The organism is Lachnoclostridium phytofermentans (assembly GCF_000733755.1).
Classification (GTDB): domain Bacteria; phylum Bacillota; class Clostridia; order Lachnospirales; family Lachnospiraceae; genus Lachnoclostridium; species Lachnoclostridium phytofermentans_A.
This window is the reverse complement of sequence record NZ_JPOF01000006.1, coordinates 296,239-314,102: the sequence shown is the minus strand read 5'-3', so window position 1 is coordinate 314,102 and position 17,864 is coordinate 296,239. Positions and strand designations below refer to the sequence as shown.

Here is a 17,864-nt window from a genome sequence, read left to right as displayed (position 1 = left end):
ATGTTGTTCTCCTTAGTAATTATCATGTAGATATCAAACTACTATAACACTCGAATCAATTCCTCTAATTTCTCAGACAAATCCTTAGCAACTTCAAAATTCTTATCTTGTAAAGCCAAGGCTATTTTAGTCTCTATCTCTTTTTTCTTCTGCTCGTTTTCCAAGTAATCTTTATCAAAATGATTTGCATAAATCATCTTTCGAAACTTACGTGTACTCATTTTTCGTATCGCTTGATCTTCGATGATTAATACATAATCCACACAGTTTGCAATCGTATAAAAGTCGTGAGAAACCATAAGAACCGCACCATTATAATTTGCTATGGCGGATTCTAGTGATATTTGAGAATAGGTATCTAGATGACTGGTTGGCTCATCAAGAAGCAATAGATTTGCATTACTAACAGCAATTTTTGCTAATTGAAGTAAATTTTTCTCACCTCCAGATAATTCACTAATTTTTTGACGAAGGACCTCATCTTCAAAACCATAGTCAGCAAGATGTGACTTGATTTCCTCATAGGTTTTAAACCCAACACCCAAGAATTCTTCTAGAATCGTATTCGATTCAGTAAGCATCTCACCTTGTAATTGAGATAAGAAAGCAACTTGGATGCCTTCCTTGATTTTAATAGAATCATGATTATTTTTATAAATATCTCGAAGCAAAGTTGTTTTTCCAGTTCCATTTGGTCCAATCAAAGCTACTTTATCGGTAGATTTTATCTCAAAATTCACATGTTCTAATAAAGTATCATCAAAGGATAAACTATAGTCATCAACTTTTATAGCAATTGTTTCTTCTTCCATAGGTTCTGTAAAAAGATTGATTTGTGGTTGCTTAATTTCAACAAAAGGTTCTTTTATTCTACGTGCTTCCAACCTTTCTAGATGAGAAACTCTCGCATGGAGAGTTCGTCCTCTTGTGGCACAGGTATAATAAGTCGCATCAAATCTCATTTTATCAATAATTTTTTTATTTCTTTCGATTTCTTCTGCTTCGGCAGCAGCTTGTTCTTGTAATTCAATTTTTCTTTGTAGTAAGGCAAAGTTATAATCAATATATCTTCCATTAAACTCTTGTAGTTCTGTGTTTTCTAAATGAATGATTTTGTTAAAGCAATGATTTAAGAGGTATCTATTGTGAGTAATTACTAATAGTATCCCTTTGTGTGAATTCATTAGATCTTTTAGAGCATTCAGTCGCTCAAAGTCTAAGAACACGTCAGGTTCATCCATTATTAATAAATCTGGGTTTACTAGCATTGCTTTTATCACTTGAATTAGTTTGAATTCACCGCCACTAAGCTGTGAAATCATTAAATTTTCATGTCTGTTAAGGTTTGCTAGATTTAGTTTCTTTGTAATGTTACTTTCAAAATTATTACCATCCATTGCATCAAAGGCATCCAGTACATGTTGATACTTCTCTAATAATGCTTCAATTTCTGATGAAGTTTCCATTTCAGCACATAGTAATGTCATTTGATTTTGTTGCTTAATAAATTCTTCCGCAATATACTCAAAGACGGTCATGTCTTTGTTTTGGTCTTGTCCCAAGAACTGACTTACATATCCAATTCTACAACTTGATGATTTTTCTAACTTACCATCAAACAGATACTTTTCTGGGTGCATAATAAGATCAATCAACGTACTTTTTCCAGTGCCATTTGATCCTATAAAGGCACAATGTTGACCGTCTTCTAGTGTAAATGAAATTTTATTATATAGCTCCTTCTGCGGGAACGAGTAGGATAAGTTTTCAACTGATATCATATGATTACCTTTCTTTGTTTTAACAATATGTTCATTCGAATTTTCTTTAGAGTTGTTTTATATTAATAGTTTTCATACTTTATTGTGCCAATTAAGATAATTTTAAGTCCTAAAAATTACACCTTCCTATCGACGATGAAACATCTATTATTTTTTATTTTCCGTTTGATAGAATAACATTATTTAAGGTTAATTTCAATCATTTCCTAGATAAGCTGTACATGATAGCATTAATTGCGACCATTTTAATTAATAATGACAGCCGAAGCAATCCATGATGGATAATTGTGTTTACTGTATTCAAGAAAATGTAACTGTTTTACTAATAATTAGTTACCATATAAAGGAATATGTGATAAAATGTAAGAAGTGTGTACTCATTGAAGTGGAGGAGCTGCCTATTGGGAAAATGAATGATAGAAAAGGTAATAGCATAAATGGAGGTTAAAAATGAAAGAAAAAATTTTGAGAGCTTCTTTTTGGGTAATTGTAGTTGCTATAGGATTTATTATTGTCGATATAATGAAAGGACAGAAAATTGATATCTTTATAACTGTTACCGCTGCTCTGATTATGGGGTTAGTAGATATCATTTTTTCTATGGTCGGTGATATAATAAAAAAGAAAAAATAAACAACGTGCTTATTTATTATAAATGTAACTTTCAATAGTTATTTATAAATTTGAGGGGTGAATTTCATGTATGAACGAATGTTGGACAAATTAAATATTCCAACACTGGAAAATATTCAGGAAACAATCGGAACAGCAGCTATGAAAAAAATTTATCGCTTTGAAACTTACTTAAAGGAGTTATACGATCTAGAGAGAGAGTTAAAATTCCCATTTGGTAAGAATTATGGCTGGGGGTATAAATACAGTCATAAAAACAAACATTTATGTTATCTGTTTTTTGAACAAGGTGGATTCACAATATTCACTCAGATCGGTGACAAACAGGTTCCTGAAATGAAAACGAAGCTTGTTATTTTATCAGACAAGGCAAAAGAAATATGGGATAGTCGTTATCCTTGTGGTGAATATGGGGGGTGGATTAATTTTCGGGTACATAGAGAAGAAGATATCATAGAGGTGTTAGAATTCATTAAAGTAAAGGTAAAACCGATTGTTAAAACAGTGAAATATTAGTTTGGTTAAAGGTGCTAATTAAGTTCTGGCGTAATAGTCTAATTGTGAAACATTATATGAACCAAAGTGCTAGAACATTAATTAGCGCGTGAAGCTACTTTCAATAAGAAAAATTAAAGAATCATTTTAATTTTCATCAGATAGCTAATGAGTTTTCTAAGGCAAACATTCCAAATACTAGAATAAACAAGAGAAAAAGAAAAAAATATAACAAGAGTAAATGGAATTGATAACGAACTGGCGAAATCCGTAAATGCTGACATACTTACGATATAAGTTAATACTACTATCCCAAGAGATAACGCTATACTTGAAAATATGGTAGAGAGTAAGATTTTTTTTCTGTAAAGTAATGCTCCGATCATAAGGCCAAGAAGCCCAGTGGTAAATAGGAGAATCATGGACTCTTGCATACTAACTAGGGTAAGTATGGTTACGGATGCAAAATATACAGTAAATCCAAGTAAAATATTAGATACCGCAGCAATGGCAATCGGTAGCGTGCTAAATGGACTTAAAGCTAATCCTAGTGCAGGCAAAAATACAGGTGCTGATTGGAATAATACAGTGAATGCGGTTAACATGCCACCAATACAGACAAATCTTATAATATTTATTTTTTTCAAATGAAATCTCCCCGATTCTGCAATTAATATTTTGGAATATTGATTCTAAGTAATCGCTTTGTAATAAGGTTGAAGGTATATTTCATAGATATGTCATACAAACACACCTTATAAACATACCTTCAGTAAAAATATAGTTACATAAAATCAAACTAGTATGATAAGGATACTTATCTATTTTTATTATTTGTATTATAATACGAGACCACTAGAATTGGTAAAAATGTTTGTACCCTTCTTTTATTTTATTGTCTAATACACTAATCAATAAGATTTCTCTATAGTCCTATCTTAAAGATTTTAATTATGAAATAATTAAATTTATCAAACCCTAAGTTAGATAGAACAATTACGAAGTAATTTCAAAAATAGTACCTTGATTATAATTAGTGACATTCATAGAACTATAAACTCCTAAATATAACTTGGTTTGATCTAAATTTGTGCCCAAACTAACATAATAAGACGATTGAGAGCCAAAATTATAGTCAGTGTTAATAATACTAAAATCATTCACTTTACAATCTGAGCGAGGGTTGGTATAAGCTAAAACCCCTCTATGTGGAGGCGGAGAATCTTCATTACGTGCTAGATCGATAAACACAATATTACCAGTTAAATCAGATATTTGATTTCCTATATAGGGTTGAACTCCTGTAAGTGCAGTTGCTCCAAACTTATCAGGACGAGAATCTTTGTGATAATAGCAGGTCAAAGGCTGTAGACGTAGGGTGGATGTTTTCACTGCCTCATCGTAATAGGCAATTATTTTCTCATCAAAAGCTGGATTAGTAGAGCAGTTATCTATAATAGAAGTAGGAAATGTACCTTCCCATCCTCGCCAGCCAAGGTTGATAAAGCCTTCGAGGTCAGGTTCAGTTTTCATTACTTCTGCTTGAATAAGTTCAGTAACCGGTACAGATTTGTATTGGTCGAAGGTAAATATCGTCTCTACCAGATCCTGTCCGACATTTCCTACATATTTGATATACTGATCATAAAACTTTTGAAATGAGATTCCTGACATATTGCGGACACCTTTCGCAATTACGGTTAGTACTTCTTGAATTGGTTCAGGTAGTTCGTTAAAACGAGTAGCAATGGTGGTATTATCGAAAAGTGTATTTCTATCTACATCAATTTCGATTATCTTACCGGCGATTTCCCTATCGTCCTGGCTTAAGTTGAATGGATCATAACCGGATCCTCCATCACCAGTAGTTAAAATAAGATTTCCTGTTTCTGGAGAAAAGTTCAAGCTATTAACACCATTATGATTTAAGAATGGTCTCTTTATATTAAGTAATGTACGCCGTTTTTGAGGCTGACCATTCGATAGTAAAGCCCATTCTTCCACAGTATCAATATGATCATATTGAGTTTCTCTATTTAACCATTTTAAATTTAAAGTATCCGGTTTGCACGGATTAGGTTGATATGAACTAGGAAGAGCACCAGGACCTTGTGTCCCCGCTACTGAATAATGAAGATAAAAAAGGCCGTTGTTTTTAAATTCAGGATGGAACGCTAGACCCAACAATCCTCGCTCATCATATCCACCAGTAGAAGCACCTAGCTCAAGTACACGCGACCGAATATCTAAAAAAGTTTCTATCACTCCGTTTCCTAAATAAAAAATCTCGCCTATCTGAGTGGCAAAAAATAATCTTTCCAATGAGCTCCCTGGAAGTACTGTGGTTTTTAAAACAGTGGGTAAATTTATCTTATCCACCATGGGGCGTAAATGAACATTAACTTTTTTCATTAAACTTCTTCCTATTTCCTATTGGTTTCTTTAAAATAATATGAATAAAAAAGTACCATTATACCAACTGGTGGTAAAAGGTTATGCATACCACTGTGTCGAATCGAGAATACGTCCAATCATTGATTTTTCACATACATAACGGAATAGCAAAATCTTTTAATTACGAAAATCCTTAAAATAAAGTGTGAAAGCAAGCCCAAGATCAAAAAGCTTAAGGGCTTTTTATTAGCATTAGATTGAAGAAAGGAATACTTGTTGACAATATACTCCATAAAAGTAATAATAAATTACTATGTTTCTTAGAATGTTAAATGAAATGAAATTTATTAACTGAGATATTTCTATCTATCTACTGGATAACCTATATTTAAATCTTGAGTGATTTATATTTACTTATCATATTTTAGGAGGAAAGCACATGGAAGTTTTTGATGAATATTTAGCTCGTATTGACAATCCACAACATCGCGCTAGAGTGGAAGAAATTTTAGGTTGGGTCATGAGTCGATACACAAATTTGATACCCAAAATTGCATGGAATCAGCCCATGTTTACAGATCACGGAACCTATATTATTGGATTTAGTATATCAAAGCATCACATTGCTGTTGCCCCTGAACGAGTAGTGATAAATCATTTTGCAGATGAAATTGTAGAAGCGGGATATGATTATAGCAAGGAATTGATACGTATACCCTGGGATAGTGAGGTAGAGTATTCTCTGCTTGAGAAAATAATAGAGTTTAATCTGCTGGATAAAGCAGAATGCTCTACTTTTTGGAGAAAGTAGAGCAAACGAGGCCTTTTTTTAAAAGGTAAAGCAAATTGAGCATTCTTGATACCTATGCGGTTTTAGGTTAAAAAATGGTGCAGTGGAATACATCGTTAAAGTTCTAATAAGAAATAAATCAAAAGCTGATGTGACAAAAGATTCGCTTAAAAGTGCTAAATGTGTCTTGTATGGACTATGAAATCCATGCCAAGGCACTTTTTTTGTAGGAATACTACTTTTATATTCATGTTGATATTGAGTCGATTAAGTAACCACTTTTGGTATAAGGAAAAGTTCACAAAAGTAAGTTAGCTCCTTTATATGGTAATAAATCAGCTTATTGAGAAAAATAATCAATAAATTAGAAATCAGACGATTGACTGATATGGTACATTTTGTTAGAATTGTAAATAGAAAACAGTCTATAGTACTATAAATTTCGACATAATCAGATAATGACGGATATCTATCCTTTATTTATTATTTAATTGGAATGTCTATGAAATAAATTTTCTTTTGTTTATGATTACTGTCATATGCCCTAAATACACAAAAAGAGAAGTATTCACTGGAGGACAACTTATGATACAGATTAATGCAAAGAAAAAAGTGATGAAGTTGGTAGAAATAATATTTGATATATCTTATCTCTTTACAGTTCTGATTACTGCAGTGCTACTATATAAGACTGCTGAAATTGGAAGTCTTCGATGGCAATTCGCGCTTATGTCTTTTGTATTAGGAGTGGGAGACTCCTTTCATCTTATTCCAAGAATTTATGCGATGGCAGATAAAAACAATCGTAATCATACGGTTTCTTTAGGTATTGGTAAATTTATCACCTCGATTACAATGACTTTATTTTATCTTTTTTTGTGGGAAATTGGTAAAATACACTATGATATAAAAGTGAATCCCCTCCTACCCTTACTTATCTATGGATCTGCAATACTTCGAGTTGCGTTATGTTTTCTTCCTCAAAATAACTGGACAGATAAAAATCCACCATTAAAATGGGCAATCATTCGAAACATACCATTTTTCATATTAGGTATGACAGTTATGATAATCTATCTGATTGGTGCCTTATTAAATGGAGGAAGTTTATCATTTCTATGGCTTGCGATTCTTATCAGTTTTATTTGTTATACACCAGTAGTTCTATATTCTAGCAAAAATTCTAAAGTTGGTATGCTTATGCTTCCAAAAAGCTGCGCTTATGCAGCTATTGTATTAATGGGATTTTCTATCACTTGAGTATGAAAGCAGCCCAATCACTGTGATTGGCGTGCTGTAATTCATAAAATGCAGAACTTTTGCATGGTAAAACAACACCAAATTGAAGGAGGTATTATGATGTACGATGGCAAGAAATTAACAAATGAAGTAGGTGCACCAATACCAGACAATGAGAATTCTATAACTGCTGGTCCTAGAGGACCCGTTGTTATGCAGGATGTATGGCTATTGGAGAAAATGGCGCATTTTAATCGGGAAGTGATCCCAGAGCGTCGTATGCATGCGAAAGGCTGGGGCGCGTATGGAAATTTAAAAGTAACTGGTGACATCTCTAAGTATACGAAAGCCAAGGTTCTTCAACCTGGTACAAAAACAGATCTTTTCATTCGTTTTTCTACGGTCGCAGGCGAACGTGGTGCTGCAGATGCGGAGCGTGACATTCGTGGCGTTGCAGTAAAATTTTATACAGAAGAAGGTAACTGGGATCTAGTTGGAAACAATACTCCTACTTTTTTTATTCGTGATGTACATAATTTCTCGGATCTTAACCGCGCAGTAAAACGTGATCCAAGAACTGGTATGCGTTCAGCACAAAATAATTGGGATTTCTGGACATTACTGCCTGAGAGTTTCCACCAAAGAACAATTGTGATGTCAGATAGGGGAATACCAGCATCATTCCGTAATATGCACTTTTTCGGAGAGCATACCTTTTCTTTCTATAATGATAAGAATGAACGTGTTTGGTGCAAATTTCACTTCCTAACACAGCAAGGTATTAAAAATCTTACCAATCAAGAAGCATCTGAAGTATGTGGACGAGATCGAGAAAGTCATGGCAGAGATCTTTTTGAGTCAATTGAGCGTGGCGATTATCCAAGATGGACGATGTATGTTCAGATTATGACAGAAGAGCAAGCAAAGAATCATTATGAAAATCCTTTTGATATAACAAAAATTTGGCGTCATAAAGAATTTCCATTGATAGAGGTAGGTGTTCTTGAACTTAACCGTAATCCTGAAAACTATTTTGCAGAAGTAGAACAATCAGCCTTTACACCAGCACATGTTGTTCCGGGAATTGGATTTTCTCCAGATCGATTTTTACAGGGAAGATTGTTTGCTTATGGAGATGCACAAAGATACAGACTTGGTGTCAATCACAATCATATCCCAGTAAACAGGGCAAAATGTGAAGTCAACGAATATCACCGAGATGGTGCAATGCGAGTAGATGGAAACTATGGCAGGATGCCCGCATACTCACCAAATAGTGAAGGATATTGGTCACCTCAGCCAGATGCTGCAGAACCACCGCTTGACCTGGAAGGTGCTATGTATCGATTTGATCCAAAGGACGATCCTTCTGATGATAATTTCCGTGCAGGAGGAGAACTCTATCGCTTAATGACAGAAGATAAACGTAAGCTATTAATAGAAAATACAGCTGCTGATATCGCTTCTGTCACAGACAATGTAAAATATCGTCATGCAGTACACTGTTACTTAGCTGATAAGGAATACGGAGAGAGGATTACGAAAGCTATGGGTCTTGATCTTGAAAGAGTAAAAGAGTTATCCAAACTAGACAACAATGGATTGATTGAGGCAACATTAAATCCATAATCATAATTAGAATTTCATGATAAAAAAGTCGTTCTTTTATAGAGCGGCTTTTTTGTTCATGACAAGTAAAAGTACGCGAAGCGTGCTTTTACTTGTTTGGTGTTAAGAAATCTTTCGAATCGTATTAAGAATATAATAGTTATTCCTACTGAAATCTCGATAAAACTGATAGAAATTATTGACCTTAGTGCTTTAAAGTGATATAGTAATAAACAGCTAATAGCATAGGAGGATATCATTTATGAAAAAGAGATTATTGTCAATACTTGTCGTATCAGCAATGGCAATAGGATTGGCCGCTTGTGGAACAAAAAATACTGCAAGTAATGGAAGTAAAACATACAGAGTGGGGATTTGTCAGTTAGTACAGCATGAAGCGCTTGATGCAGCTACGAAAGGATTCATGGATCAATTAAAAGAAGAATTGGGTGATAGCGTAACGTTTGATGAACAAAATGCTCAAGGAGATCCATATACTTGCCCAACTATTATTAATAGTTTTGTCTCTAGCGATGTGGATTTAATCCTTGCAAATGCAACAGCTGCCTTACAAGCAAGTGCAGCAGGTACAAATAAAATACCTATTCTAGGAACCTCAATTACGGAATATGGTGTTGCTTTAGGAATAGATAATTTCAACGGTACAGTGGGAAATAACATTTCAGGTACTTCGGATCTTGCTCCTTTAGATCAACAAGCACAGATGGTAAAAGAATTATTACCAGATGCAAAAAAAGTTGGATTACTCTATTGTTCTGGGGAACCAAATTCTCAGTACCAAGTTGATACAATGAAAGGATATTTAGAAGAACTAGGTTATGAATGTAAAAACTATGCATTTTCTGATTCCAATGATTTAGCAGCAGTTGCTACTAGTGCAGCAGGCGAATCTGACGTTATCTATGTACCAACCGATAATACGGTGGCATCCAATACCGGAATTATTGATAACATCTGCCGACCAGCGAAAGTACCAGTGATTGCAGGAGAAGAAGGAATTGCAGCGGGCTGTGGTGTAGCAACGTTAAGTATTAGCTACTATGACCTTGGAGTGGAAACTGGTAAGATGGCAGCGAAAGTACTAAAAGGTGAAGATATCTCCAAGATGCCAATTACTTATGTGGAAAATGTTGCAAAGAAATATAACAAAACGATTTGTGATGAACTAGGGATAACAATTCCAGAGGGTTATGAAGAAATCAAAAGATAATTTTACAGAAATGAGTACACAGGATAACAAATAGATCATTGAATCAATTTCATGTTATTACTAAAAGTACGAAAATATCGGAGGATAGAGATAAATGGACATAATGGCATTCATAATGACATTCATCAACGCTCTGCCAGGTAATGTTGCTCAAGGACTTATCTGGGGGATTATGGGGATAGGTGTTTTTATTACATACCGAATATTAGATATTGCTGATTTAACGGTAGATGGTAGTATGTGCACCGGAGGAGCCGTTTGTATAATGATGATGTTAGCTGGTCACAATCCATGGGTTGCATTAATAGCATCCGTTGTAGCAGGCATGCTGACAGGCTTTGTAACAGGGATTTTACATACCCTTCTAGGGATTCCAGCCATATTATCAGGTATCCTGACTCAAATTGCATTATATTCCGTAAACTTAAAAATTATGACGAGGGCAAATCAGTCTATTAGTGTAGATAAATATGATCTACTTGTTTCACTTAGATATGTTAGAGATGTACCACTTCTTCGAAATACGATATTCTTTATTGCAGTGTTGATTATCATATTAATTGCACTTTTATATTGGTTCTTTGGAACAGAACTTGGATGTTCCTTAAGAGCTACAGGGTGTAATGGGAACATGGCACGTGCACAAGGGATTAATACAAATAGAAATAAAGTCCTTGGATTAATGATTTCTAATGGCTTAGTGGCTTTGTCCAGTGCACTTTTAGTACAGTATCAAGGCTTTGCCGATGTTAATATGGGACGTGGTGCCATTGTAATAGGTTTAGCTGCTGTTATCATTGGAGAAGCAATCTTAGGAAAAGTGTTCCGCAATTTTGCACTCCGTCTATTAGCGGTTGCTTTCGGATCTATTATCTATTATTTAGTTTTGCAGTTTGTTATCATGATTGGGGTAGATACAGACTTATTAAAGCTTTTTACCGCAGCAGTGGTAGCCATCTTCCTTTCAATTCCATATTTGAAAAAGACCTATTGGACAAAACCAGTGAGAAGGGGAGGGAAATAGCTTGCTAGAAATACTTGATATCTATAAAACATTTAATCCAGGCACAGTGAACGAAAAGTGTGCCCTCAATGGACTCTCCCTAACGATGGACGATGGGGATTTTGTTACAGTAATTGGTGGAAATGGTGCTGGTAAATCAACTTTACTGAATGCAATTGCTGGAACCTGGCTTGTAGACGAGGGAAAGATTCTTATCGATGGAGTGGATGTAACCAAGTTACCGGAACATAAACGTGCGAAATATTTAGGAAGAGTGTTTCAGGATCCAATGACAGGTACAGCGGCCTCGATGGGAATTGAAGAAAATCTTGCCCTTGCAAAGCGTCGTGGAAAATCTCGTACCTTAAAAGTCGGCATTAGAAAATCCGAACGAGAAGAATACAAAGAATTATTAAAAATACTAGACCTTGGACTTGAAGATCGTCTAACCTCTAAAGTAGGACTACTATCTGGAGGACAAAGGCAAGCATTAACCTTACTTATGGCGACAATGCAGAAGCCAAAACTCCTTCTTCTGGATGAACATACCGCAGCCTTGGATCCAAAAACCGCAGCTAAAGTTTTAGAAACGACTGAGTTGATGGTGAAGCGTAATAATCTAACTACCTTAATGATTACTCATAATATGAAGGATGCCATTCTGCATGGTAACCGCTTGATTATGTTAAAGGATGGAAAAATCATTTTAGATATTAGAGGAGAAGAGAAGAAAAAGCTTACAGTAGAAGATCTTCTTCATAAATTTGAAGAAGCTAGTGGGGAAGAATTTACGAATGATTCCGCTATTTTAGGATAATAAGGAAGCTCTAGAGCAGTAATGTTCTAGAGCTTTTTTTATGTGAGTTTCGGTTCATAGGAAAAGTCTTTGCAAAATTACTATTCAAGTATTAATGCACAGACTTTTTTATAAAAAGTCTGAAAATAAAATACTCAACTTGACAAAAAGCAGAAATATAGTATAATTGATACATTGTAGTATTTACGAAATAATGTGATGCATAAATATGTGTAAAAATAAGACTTAGAACTAAGAATTACATATTTAAAAATCGAAATATAATATCATGATATGATATTTATATTTTATATTTAGTTTTTTTATTTAAACTATAAAAAAAATCTGAATACGTAAACTCGATTAATCATCCAGTATTTATTAAATTTGATATTCATTTAAAAGTCTAAATGGCTTTTGTTATGATAATTACAATATAATATAATTAAGGAGGCTTTTTAGCATGCAAGAAACCGCGATTATGAACATTGAAACGAGGACTAGTACTAGCAAGGGAGCGAATAAGTTATTAAGAAAGAACGGATATTTACCAGGTAATATTTTTGGTAGAGGAGTTGAATCCATTTCAATAGCTGTTAAGAAAGATGAGTTTAAAAAAACATTGAAAGAATACGGAAGAAATGCTGTGTTTAAGCTTGTAGCTCCAAATAAGGAAGCATATACCGTTATGACAAAAGATATCCAGGTTGCTCCAATTTTGAATGAAATAGCTCATTTAGATTTTCAAGTGGTATCACTTTCGGAAGAAACGAAACAGAATGTAGCAATCAGAATTATTGGAGCAGAGTTTCTAGAGTCAAAACGATTACTTCTTAATAGCCATGTGGATACCATCTCTGTAATTGGTTTACCACATGATATTCCTCATGAGATAGATATTGATGTATCTAATATGGAGTCAGGGGATAGCATATTGTTAAAAGACTTAAAACTTCCAGAAGGAATCACTTCTGATAACGACCCAGAACTAAAAATAATTTCAGTAAAAGGAACTCGTAAACAAGAAGTAACTGTAAGTGAGTAATAAGCTTAAAACTGAATATTTTGCTATTACATTTGCATAAAGTGCAGCAAAGTCAATAATACAAAAGAAAATAAAGAAGGGGCTGTGAAAAAAGCACCTAACTAGAAAAGAGGATTTTTAATTCACGTTAGTGAGTTAAAAATCCTCTTTTTGTGGTAAAATTTATCTGCAATGAAAAATCAAACCACAACTTATTCTAAATCAAAACAAGGCATTTTGCCAATGTTTATTTCAGATTTTCTTGATATTTGTGATCCGGTTTTGACATTTGACGAATTCATGGAGGGAATTGACTTAGCTAAGTATCTGAGAAACATACCAGAACATGAAACTGGGCGCATCAGATATAATCCCGTCAACATGCTGAAAACGGTGCTTTTTGGATTTATGACCCAGGGCTACATGTCACTAAGAGAACTGGAAGATAACTGCAGAGTAAATATCAGATTCATGTATTTAATTGATAACGAAAGACCTTCCTACAGGACTTTTTCCTATTTCATCAATGATGTTTTAGGTGACTCCATTGAAGATATTTTCAACGATATCAATAAAAAGATTTTTGAACAGGAAAATGTAGACCTCAACCACCTTTACATAGACGGTTCAAAATTTGAAGCAAATGCGAATAAGTACAGCTGGGTATGGAAAAAAGCTACTGAGAAATCCAGATACCGACTGTTTGAAAAGATAACTGCCCTTTTTCATGAAATCAATACAGACCTTGAATGGTCAGGGCTTAAAATAGAAGCAAACGTAGAGTATGCACCTGAACAGCTACGTGAAATAGCTGATCAGTATGCCAAGGTTTGGAACGTTGATAGATCCGATTTTGTTTATGGAAAGGGACATCGAAAAACCTGTCAGCAGAGGCAGTATGAGAAGCTTTTAGAGTATGCCTCAAAGCTGGAGGAATACATAGAAAAGGTGAATATCTGTGGCCCTGCACGTAACAGTTATTCCAAAACAGATCATTCCGCCACATTTATGAGGATAAAAACGGATTACATGGGAAATGATCAGTTACTTCCGGCATACAATGTACAGGTTGGGGTAGCTGATGAATATATAGCAGTTGTTGACGTTAACCAGTATCGTTCAGACATGGACTGTTTTGTACCACTCATGGAGCAATTCAAAAAGACATATGGATTTTACCCGAAATATCCAACTGCGGATGCCGGATATGGTTCATATAATAACTATATTTACTGTGAACAGCATGGTATGGAAAAATACATGAAATTCACTATGTTCAAGAAGGAAACCGAAGATAAAAAATACCATAATGATCCGTTCAGAGCTGTCAATTTCAGATTTAATTCGGAAGGATACATGATATGTCCAAATGAAAAGAGATTTATTTTTTCTCACCGAAGAGCAGTACGTGGAAATGAATACGGACGTCAGGAAGAAATCTATGTCTGCGAAGACTGCAGCAACTGTCCATATACAGCTCAATGCAAGAAAACAGAGAATAATCGTACTATAAGAATCAATCAAGAACTGACAGCGATGCATCAGGAAGTGATTGAAAATCTTGAAAGTATACATGGTGCACTTTTAAGAATGAATCGATCCATTCAAGCAGAAGGAACATTTGGAATCATGAAAAATGATCGAAACTATAAAAGAATTGTCAGAAGAGGAATCAATTCTGTACGATTAGAGATTTTTTTAGTTTCTATCGGACAAAATCTATATAAATATCATAATAAAAAGATGCGACTTCAAAAATCAGCATAAAATCCAAAATGCTGATTCTATGGGGTAGGGGGATTTATGCTCTTTTTTAGAGTGTTGATTTAGATTAAAAACAACTAGAGACGTCGGTTAAACCGACGTCTCTGTGTTAGGGGCTTTTTTCACAGCCCCTTCTTTATTTTTATTCAGGACAAGGAAATGTTCGCGAAGCGTTCTTTTTCTTGTTAATAAGTGCGACAGCTTACTGAAGCAACTTATTTCACAATAGGAGTATAAGATGATTAGTTAATTTCCGTTCCTAACATAAAGAGGAATGTGACGTAGGCTAACTTGTTGGAATGTGACGTAGGCTCTCTACAGTTGACATAGGACAATGAAAGAACTATAGTATTCAGTGTAAGTAAAGAAATCTGTTGCCAAATTCGTATTAATTAATGATGATGCATAAATAGATGGTAACAAGATGATTCTATTATTAATTAAGGAGAAAATAACTGCTATGTCAGAAGAAAATCAAGAGATTATAGATAAATACACGAAAGTTTGCATTTGTAAAGCAATCAGTAAAAGTACCATGAAAAAGATAATCAAAGAAGGCGCTGATACCTTGGAAAAAGTTCAGAAAGCAACTTCAGCAGGGAGCGGTAGTTGCGGCGGAAGGCGATGTACACCTAAAATTTTGTCATTGATAGAAGAGTGCAAACAGGAAATGAAGGATGAAATATAGGTTGAAATTTTAGGTTAAATTGTAAAAAGTAAAAATTGAAAAGTGAAATTTAAAAGTGTGAAGTTAAAAAGTAAAAGTTGAAAAGTTTGTAGTTTAATAGTGAAAGATAGAATAGGAAGGTAAAAATTGAAAGTTATATATTGAAAGTTAAATTTGAAAGGAAGAAATTATGAATTGGAGCTATAAGGAAAACCAGATTTTTAGTTTAGACAATAATGGTGAGGTAATCTCCAAAGTTGATTTTACCAAGGTGGATGAAAACACTATTGATATTGAGCATGTCTATGTAAGTCCTGAATACAGAGGACAAGGAGTGGCGGATAAGACTATGCTAGCAGTTGTTGATTACCTAAGAGAAAAGAAACTAAAAGCAACAGCTTCCTGCTCTTATGCAAATAGCTGGTTTAGAAAAAATGAAGAATTATATAAAGATATCATTGCCATTGAGATGAGAACTCAGGCAGCAGCTTGTAAAATTAATAGTGAGCATTAATCTTATTGCAAAAATAGGAGTATAGAATACTTTATACAAGAAATCCAATTTATCTTTGATTTTGTAAGCTCTTTGCATACAATTTCGACATAAAAAGACACTATTCAACACAGAATAGCATACTATATTCTAGATAATTATGATTTTATATTATAGAAGAGAGGTGTTATTTTATGACGAGTGATCCAAAGCGAGATTTACAAAATCAAAAGGGTGATCCACAAAAGACATACGTAAATCCGTCAGACCCTAATAGTATTCCGCCATTTGTTGATGAATTACCAATACCGGAAAAAGCAGAACCAGTGTGCAAATGCAACGAATCTAACAGTGAAGAAATAATGTATAACATTATAATGTGTGGAACTAAGCACAGCTTTCACAGGGACTTTCCGTTAACGAGGGTTTGGGGATATAATGGAACTTATCCTGGTCCAACAATAGAAGTTCAAAAAGATATACGAATAAAAGTAAAATGGGAAAATAAATTACCATTAAGGCACTTACTCCCGGTAGATCATACACTCCATGGGACAGTAGACACTCCGGATGTAAGAACAGTAGTACACTTGCACGGAGCTAATGTAGAAGCAGATAGTGATGGACATCCAGAAGCGTGGTTTTCGAGAGATAATATGTTTGTTGGTCAAAAATATACCAAAGAAGTATATGAGTATACAAATCATCAGTCAGGTGGAACGTTATGGTATCATGATCATGCAATTGGAGTGACCCGTTTAAACGTTTATTCTGGATTAGCCGGATTTTATCTCATACGTGATTTTCTAGAGAGAAGACTTAATTTACCAGAAGAACCTTATGAAATTCCGATTATGATTCAAGATAAACAGTTCAATGCGGATGGCTCATTGTTTTATCCAGACAATGCAACACCTCCTGTTCCAAATCCAGTTCCATCTACACCTTCCTTTTTCTTTGGAAATACCATTGTTGTAAATGGTAAGATATGGCCGTATTTAGAGGTAGAACCTCGTAAATACAGATTTAGAATATTAAATGCGTCCAATGTCCGTGGCTATGACTTAAGTTTAAGTAATGGAGAGGTATTTCATCAGATTGGTACTGAATTAGGTCTATTACACGAATCGGTGGAACTAAATTCATTTGTCATAGAACCTGCGGAAAGGATTGATTTAATAATTGATTTCACGCATTATTACGGAAAGGAAATACTGCTTAAAAATAACGTGCAGGGGCCTCCTGGTCCTGGTTTGGACACCATAATGAAATTTAAAGTATGTAAAGAATTAAAATGTCCTGATACTAGTACGATACCACACGAATTAACACCTATGCATAAGATTGAGCCTGAATTAGCGATAAGAGAAAGAACATTAAACTTAGTAGAGAGAACAGATAATTTCGAAAGAGCGCTACATTTACTAAATGATAGATCGTGGAGCGACCCAGCGACAGAAAAGCCTCAATTTGATAGTATTGAAATATGGCATCTTGTAAATCATTTTAATTTTCCACATCCAATTCACCTTCATTTAGTGCACTTTGAGATATTAGGAAGAAAACCATTTACTGACAATGATTTCGATGAACAGGGAAACTATAAGTTTAATTTAGAAGATTTAACCCCACCTCTGGCTTATGAGAATGGTCCAAAGGATGTGGTTAGAACAGATCCTGGGCAGGTAACCACCATTATTATGCATTTTAAAGAACACTCCGGGGATTATGTATGGCATTGTCATATACTTGAGCATGAAGATAATGATATGATGAGGCCACTTGTTGTAGAAAGGAACTAAAGTGGTATTTGGCGAAGTTGTTGTTATAAGAGTAATTATTGGGGAAAAAGAGTTCCTAATTTATTATTACTGAATTAGAAAAGTTGAAGACTAGCGTCTATATAAAAGCATTAACTAGGAGATTATCATAGGTAATGCTTTTTT

16 protein-coding genes are annotated in these 17,864 nt (G+C 34.4%); 13 read left to right on the top strand and 3 right to left on the bottom strand.

Going from position 1 to position 17,864, the window contains the following annotated elements:
- Positions 1-41: 41 nt before the first annotated feature.
- Positions 42-1,781 carry an ABC-F family ATP-binding cassette domain-containing protein gene (locus CC92_RS0114815; protein ID WP_029505081.1) on the bottom strand — a complete coding sequence of 580 codons (1,740 nt, stop codon included), beginning with the start codon at positions 1,779-1,781 and terminating at the stop codon, positions 42-44.
- Positions 1,782-2,231: 450 nt separating this feature from the next.
- On the opposite strand from CC92_RS0114815, the gene CC92_RS0114805 reads away from it, so the two are divergent.
- Positions 2,232-2,414 carry a hypothetical protein gene (locus CC92_RS0114805; protein ID WP_029505080.1) on the top strand — a complete coding sequence of 61 codons (183 nt, stop codon included), beginning with the start codon at positions 2,232-2,234 and terminating at the stop codon, positions 2,412-2,414.
- Positions 2,415-2,480: 66 nt separating this feature from the next.
- Positions 2,481-2,930 (top strand): DUF3788 family protein, encoded by a 450-nt coding sequence (locus CC92_RS0114800; RefSeq protein WP_029505079.1) that lies wholly within the window; start codon positions 2,481-2,483, stop codon positions 2,928-2,930.
- 113 nt (positions 2,931-3,043) lie between these two features.
- Here CC92_RS0114800 and CC92_RS22230 read toward each other — a convergent pair whose 3' ends face one another.
- Positions 3,044-3,556, bottom strand: coding sequence for a hypothetical protein (locus CC92_RS22230; RefSeq protein WP_081841963.1), 513 nt, complete (start codon positions 3,554-3,556; stop codon positions 3,044-3,046).
- Between the two features lie 349 nt (positions 3,557-3,905).
- A complete protein-coding gene (locus CC92_RS0114790; RefSeq protein WP_029505077.1) occupies positions 3,906-5,321 on the bottom strand; it encodes a PQQ-dependent sugar dehydrogenase in 1,416 nt (471 codons plus the stop codon).
- A 421-nt stretch (positions 5,322-5,742) separates the two neighbouring features.
- On the opposite strand from CC92_RS0114790, the gene CC92_RS0114785 reads away from it, so the two are divergent.
- From CC92_RS0114785 to CC92_RS0114735, 11 genes are all read left to right on the top strand, one after another.
- A complete protein-coding gene (locus tag CC92_RS0114785) occupies positions 5,743-6,114 on the top strand; it encodes an iron chaperone (protein ID WP_029505076.1) in 372 nt (123 codons plus the stop codon).
- A gap of 564 nt (positions 6,115-6,678) precedes the next feature.
- Positions 6,679-7,353: a hypothetical protein gene (locus tag CC92_RS0114780; RefSeq protein ID WP_081841962.1), complete on the top strand. Its 675-nt coding sequence runs from the start codon at positions 6,679-6,681 to the stop codon at positions 7,351-7,353.
- 96 nt (positions 7,354-7,449) lie between these two features.
- The gene (locus CC92_RS0114775; RefSeq protein WP_330372767.1) at positions 7,450-8,961 is read left to right on the top strand and encodes a catalase; all 1,512 of its coding nucleotides are present in this window, start codon (positions 7,450-7,452) and stop codon (positions 8,959-8,961) included.
- A gap of 241 nt (positions 8,962-9,202) precedes the next feature.
- Positions 9,203-10,171: an ABC transporter substrate-binding protein gene (locus CC92_RS0114770; RefSeq protein WP_029505073.1), complete on the top strand. Its 969-nt coding sequence runs from the start codon at positions 9,203-9,205 to the stop codon at positions 10,169-10,171.
- 94 nt (positions 10,172-10,265) lie between these two features.
- Positions 10,266-11,195, top strand: a complete 930-nt coding sequence (locus CC92_RS0114765; RefSeq protein WP_029505072.1) for an ABC transporter permease — start codon at positions 10,266-10,268, stop codon at positions 11,193-11,195.
- 1 nt (position 11,196) lies between these two features.
- The gene (locus CC92_RS0114760; RefSeq protein ID WP_029505071.1) at positions 11,197-11,991 is read left to right on the top strand and encodes an ABC transporter ATP-binding protein; all 795 of its coding nucleotides are present in this window, start codon (positions 11,197-11,199) and stop codon (positions 11,989-11,991) included.
- Positions 11,992-12,433: 442 nt separating this feature from the next.
- A complete protein-coding gene (locus tag CC92_RS0114755) occupies positions 12,434-13,015 on the top strand; it encodes a 50S ribosomal protein L25 (RefSeq protein ID WP_029505070.1) in 582 nt (193 codons plus the stop codon).
- A gap of 171 nt (positions 13,016-13,186) precedes the next feature.
- Positions 13,187-14,761: an IS1182 family transposase gene (locus tag CC92_RS0114750; RefSeq protein WP_029501606.1), complete on the top strand. Its 1,575-nt coding sequence runs from the start codon at positions 13,187-13,189 to the stop codon at positions 14,759-14,761.
- 421 nt (positions 14,762-15,182) lie between these two features.
- Positions 15,183-15,446, top strand: coding sequence for a (2Fe-2S)-binding protein (locus tag CC92_RS0114745; protein ID WP_242841373.1), 264 nt, complete (start codon positions 15,183-15,185; stop codon positions 15,444-15,446).
- 169 nt (positions 15,447-15,615) lie between these two features.
- Positions 15,616-15,939 carry a GNAT family N-acetyltransferase gene (locus CC92_RS0114740; protein WP_029505068.1) on the top strand — a complete coding sequence of 108 codons (324 nt, stop codon included), beginning with the start codon at positions 15,616-15,618 and terminating at the stop codon, positions 15,937-15,939.
- A 173-nt stretch (positions 15,940-16,112) separates the two neighbouring features.
- On the top strand, positions 16,113-17,720 hold the full coding sequence (locus CC92_RS0114735; RefSeq protein ID WP_051650923.1) for a multicopper oxidase family protein: 1,608 nt from the start codon (positions 16,113-16,115) through the stop codon (positions 17,718-17,720).
- Positions 17,721-17,864: the final 144 nt, after the last annotated feature.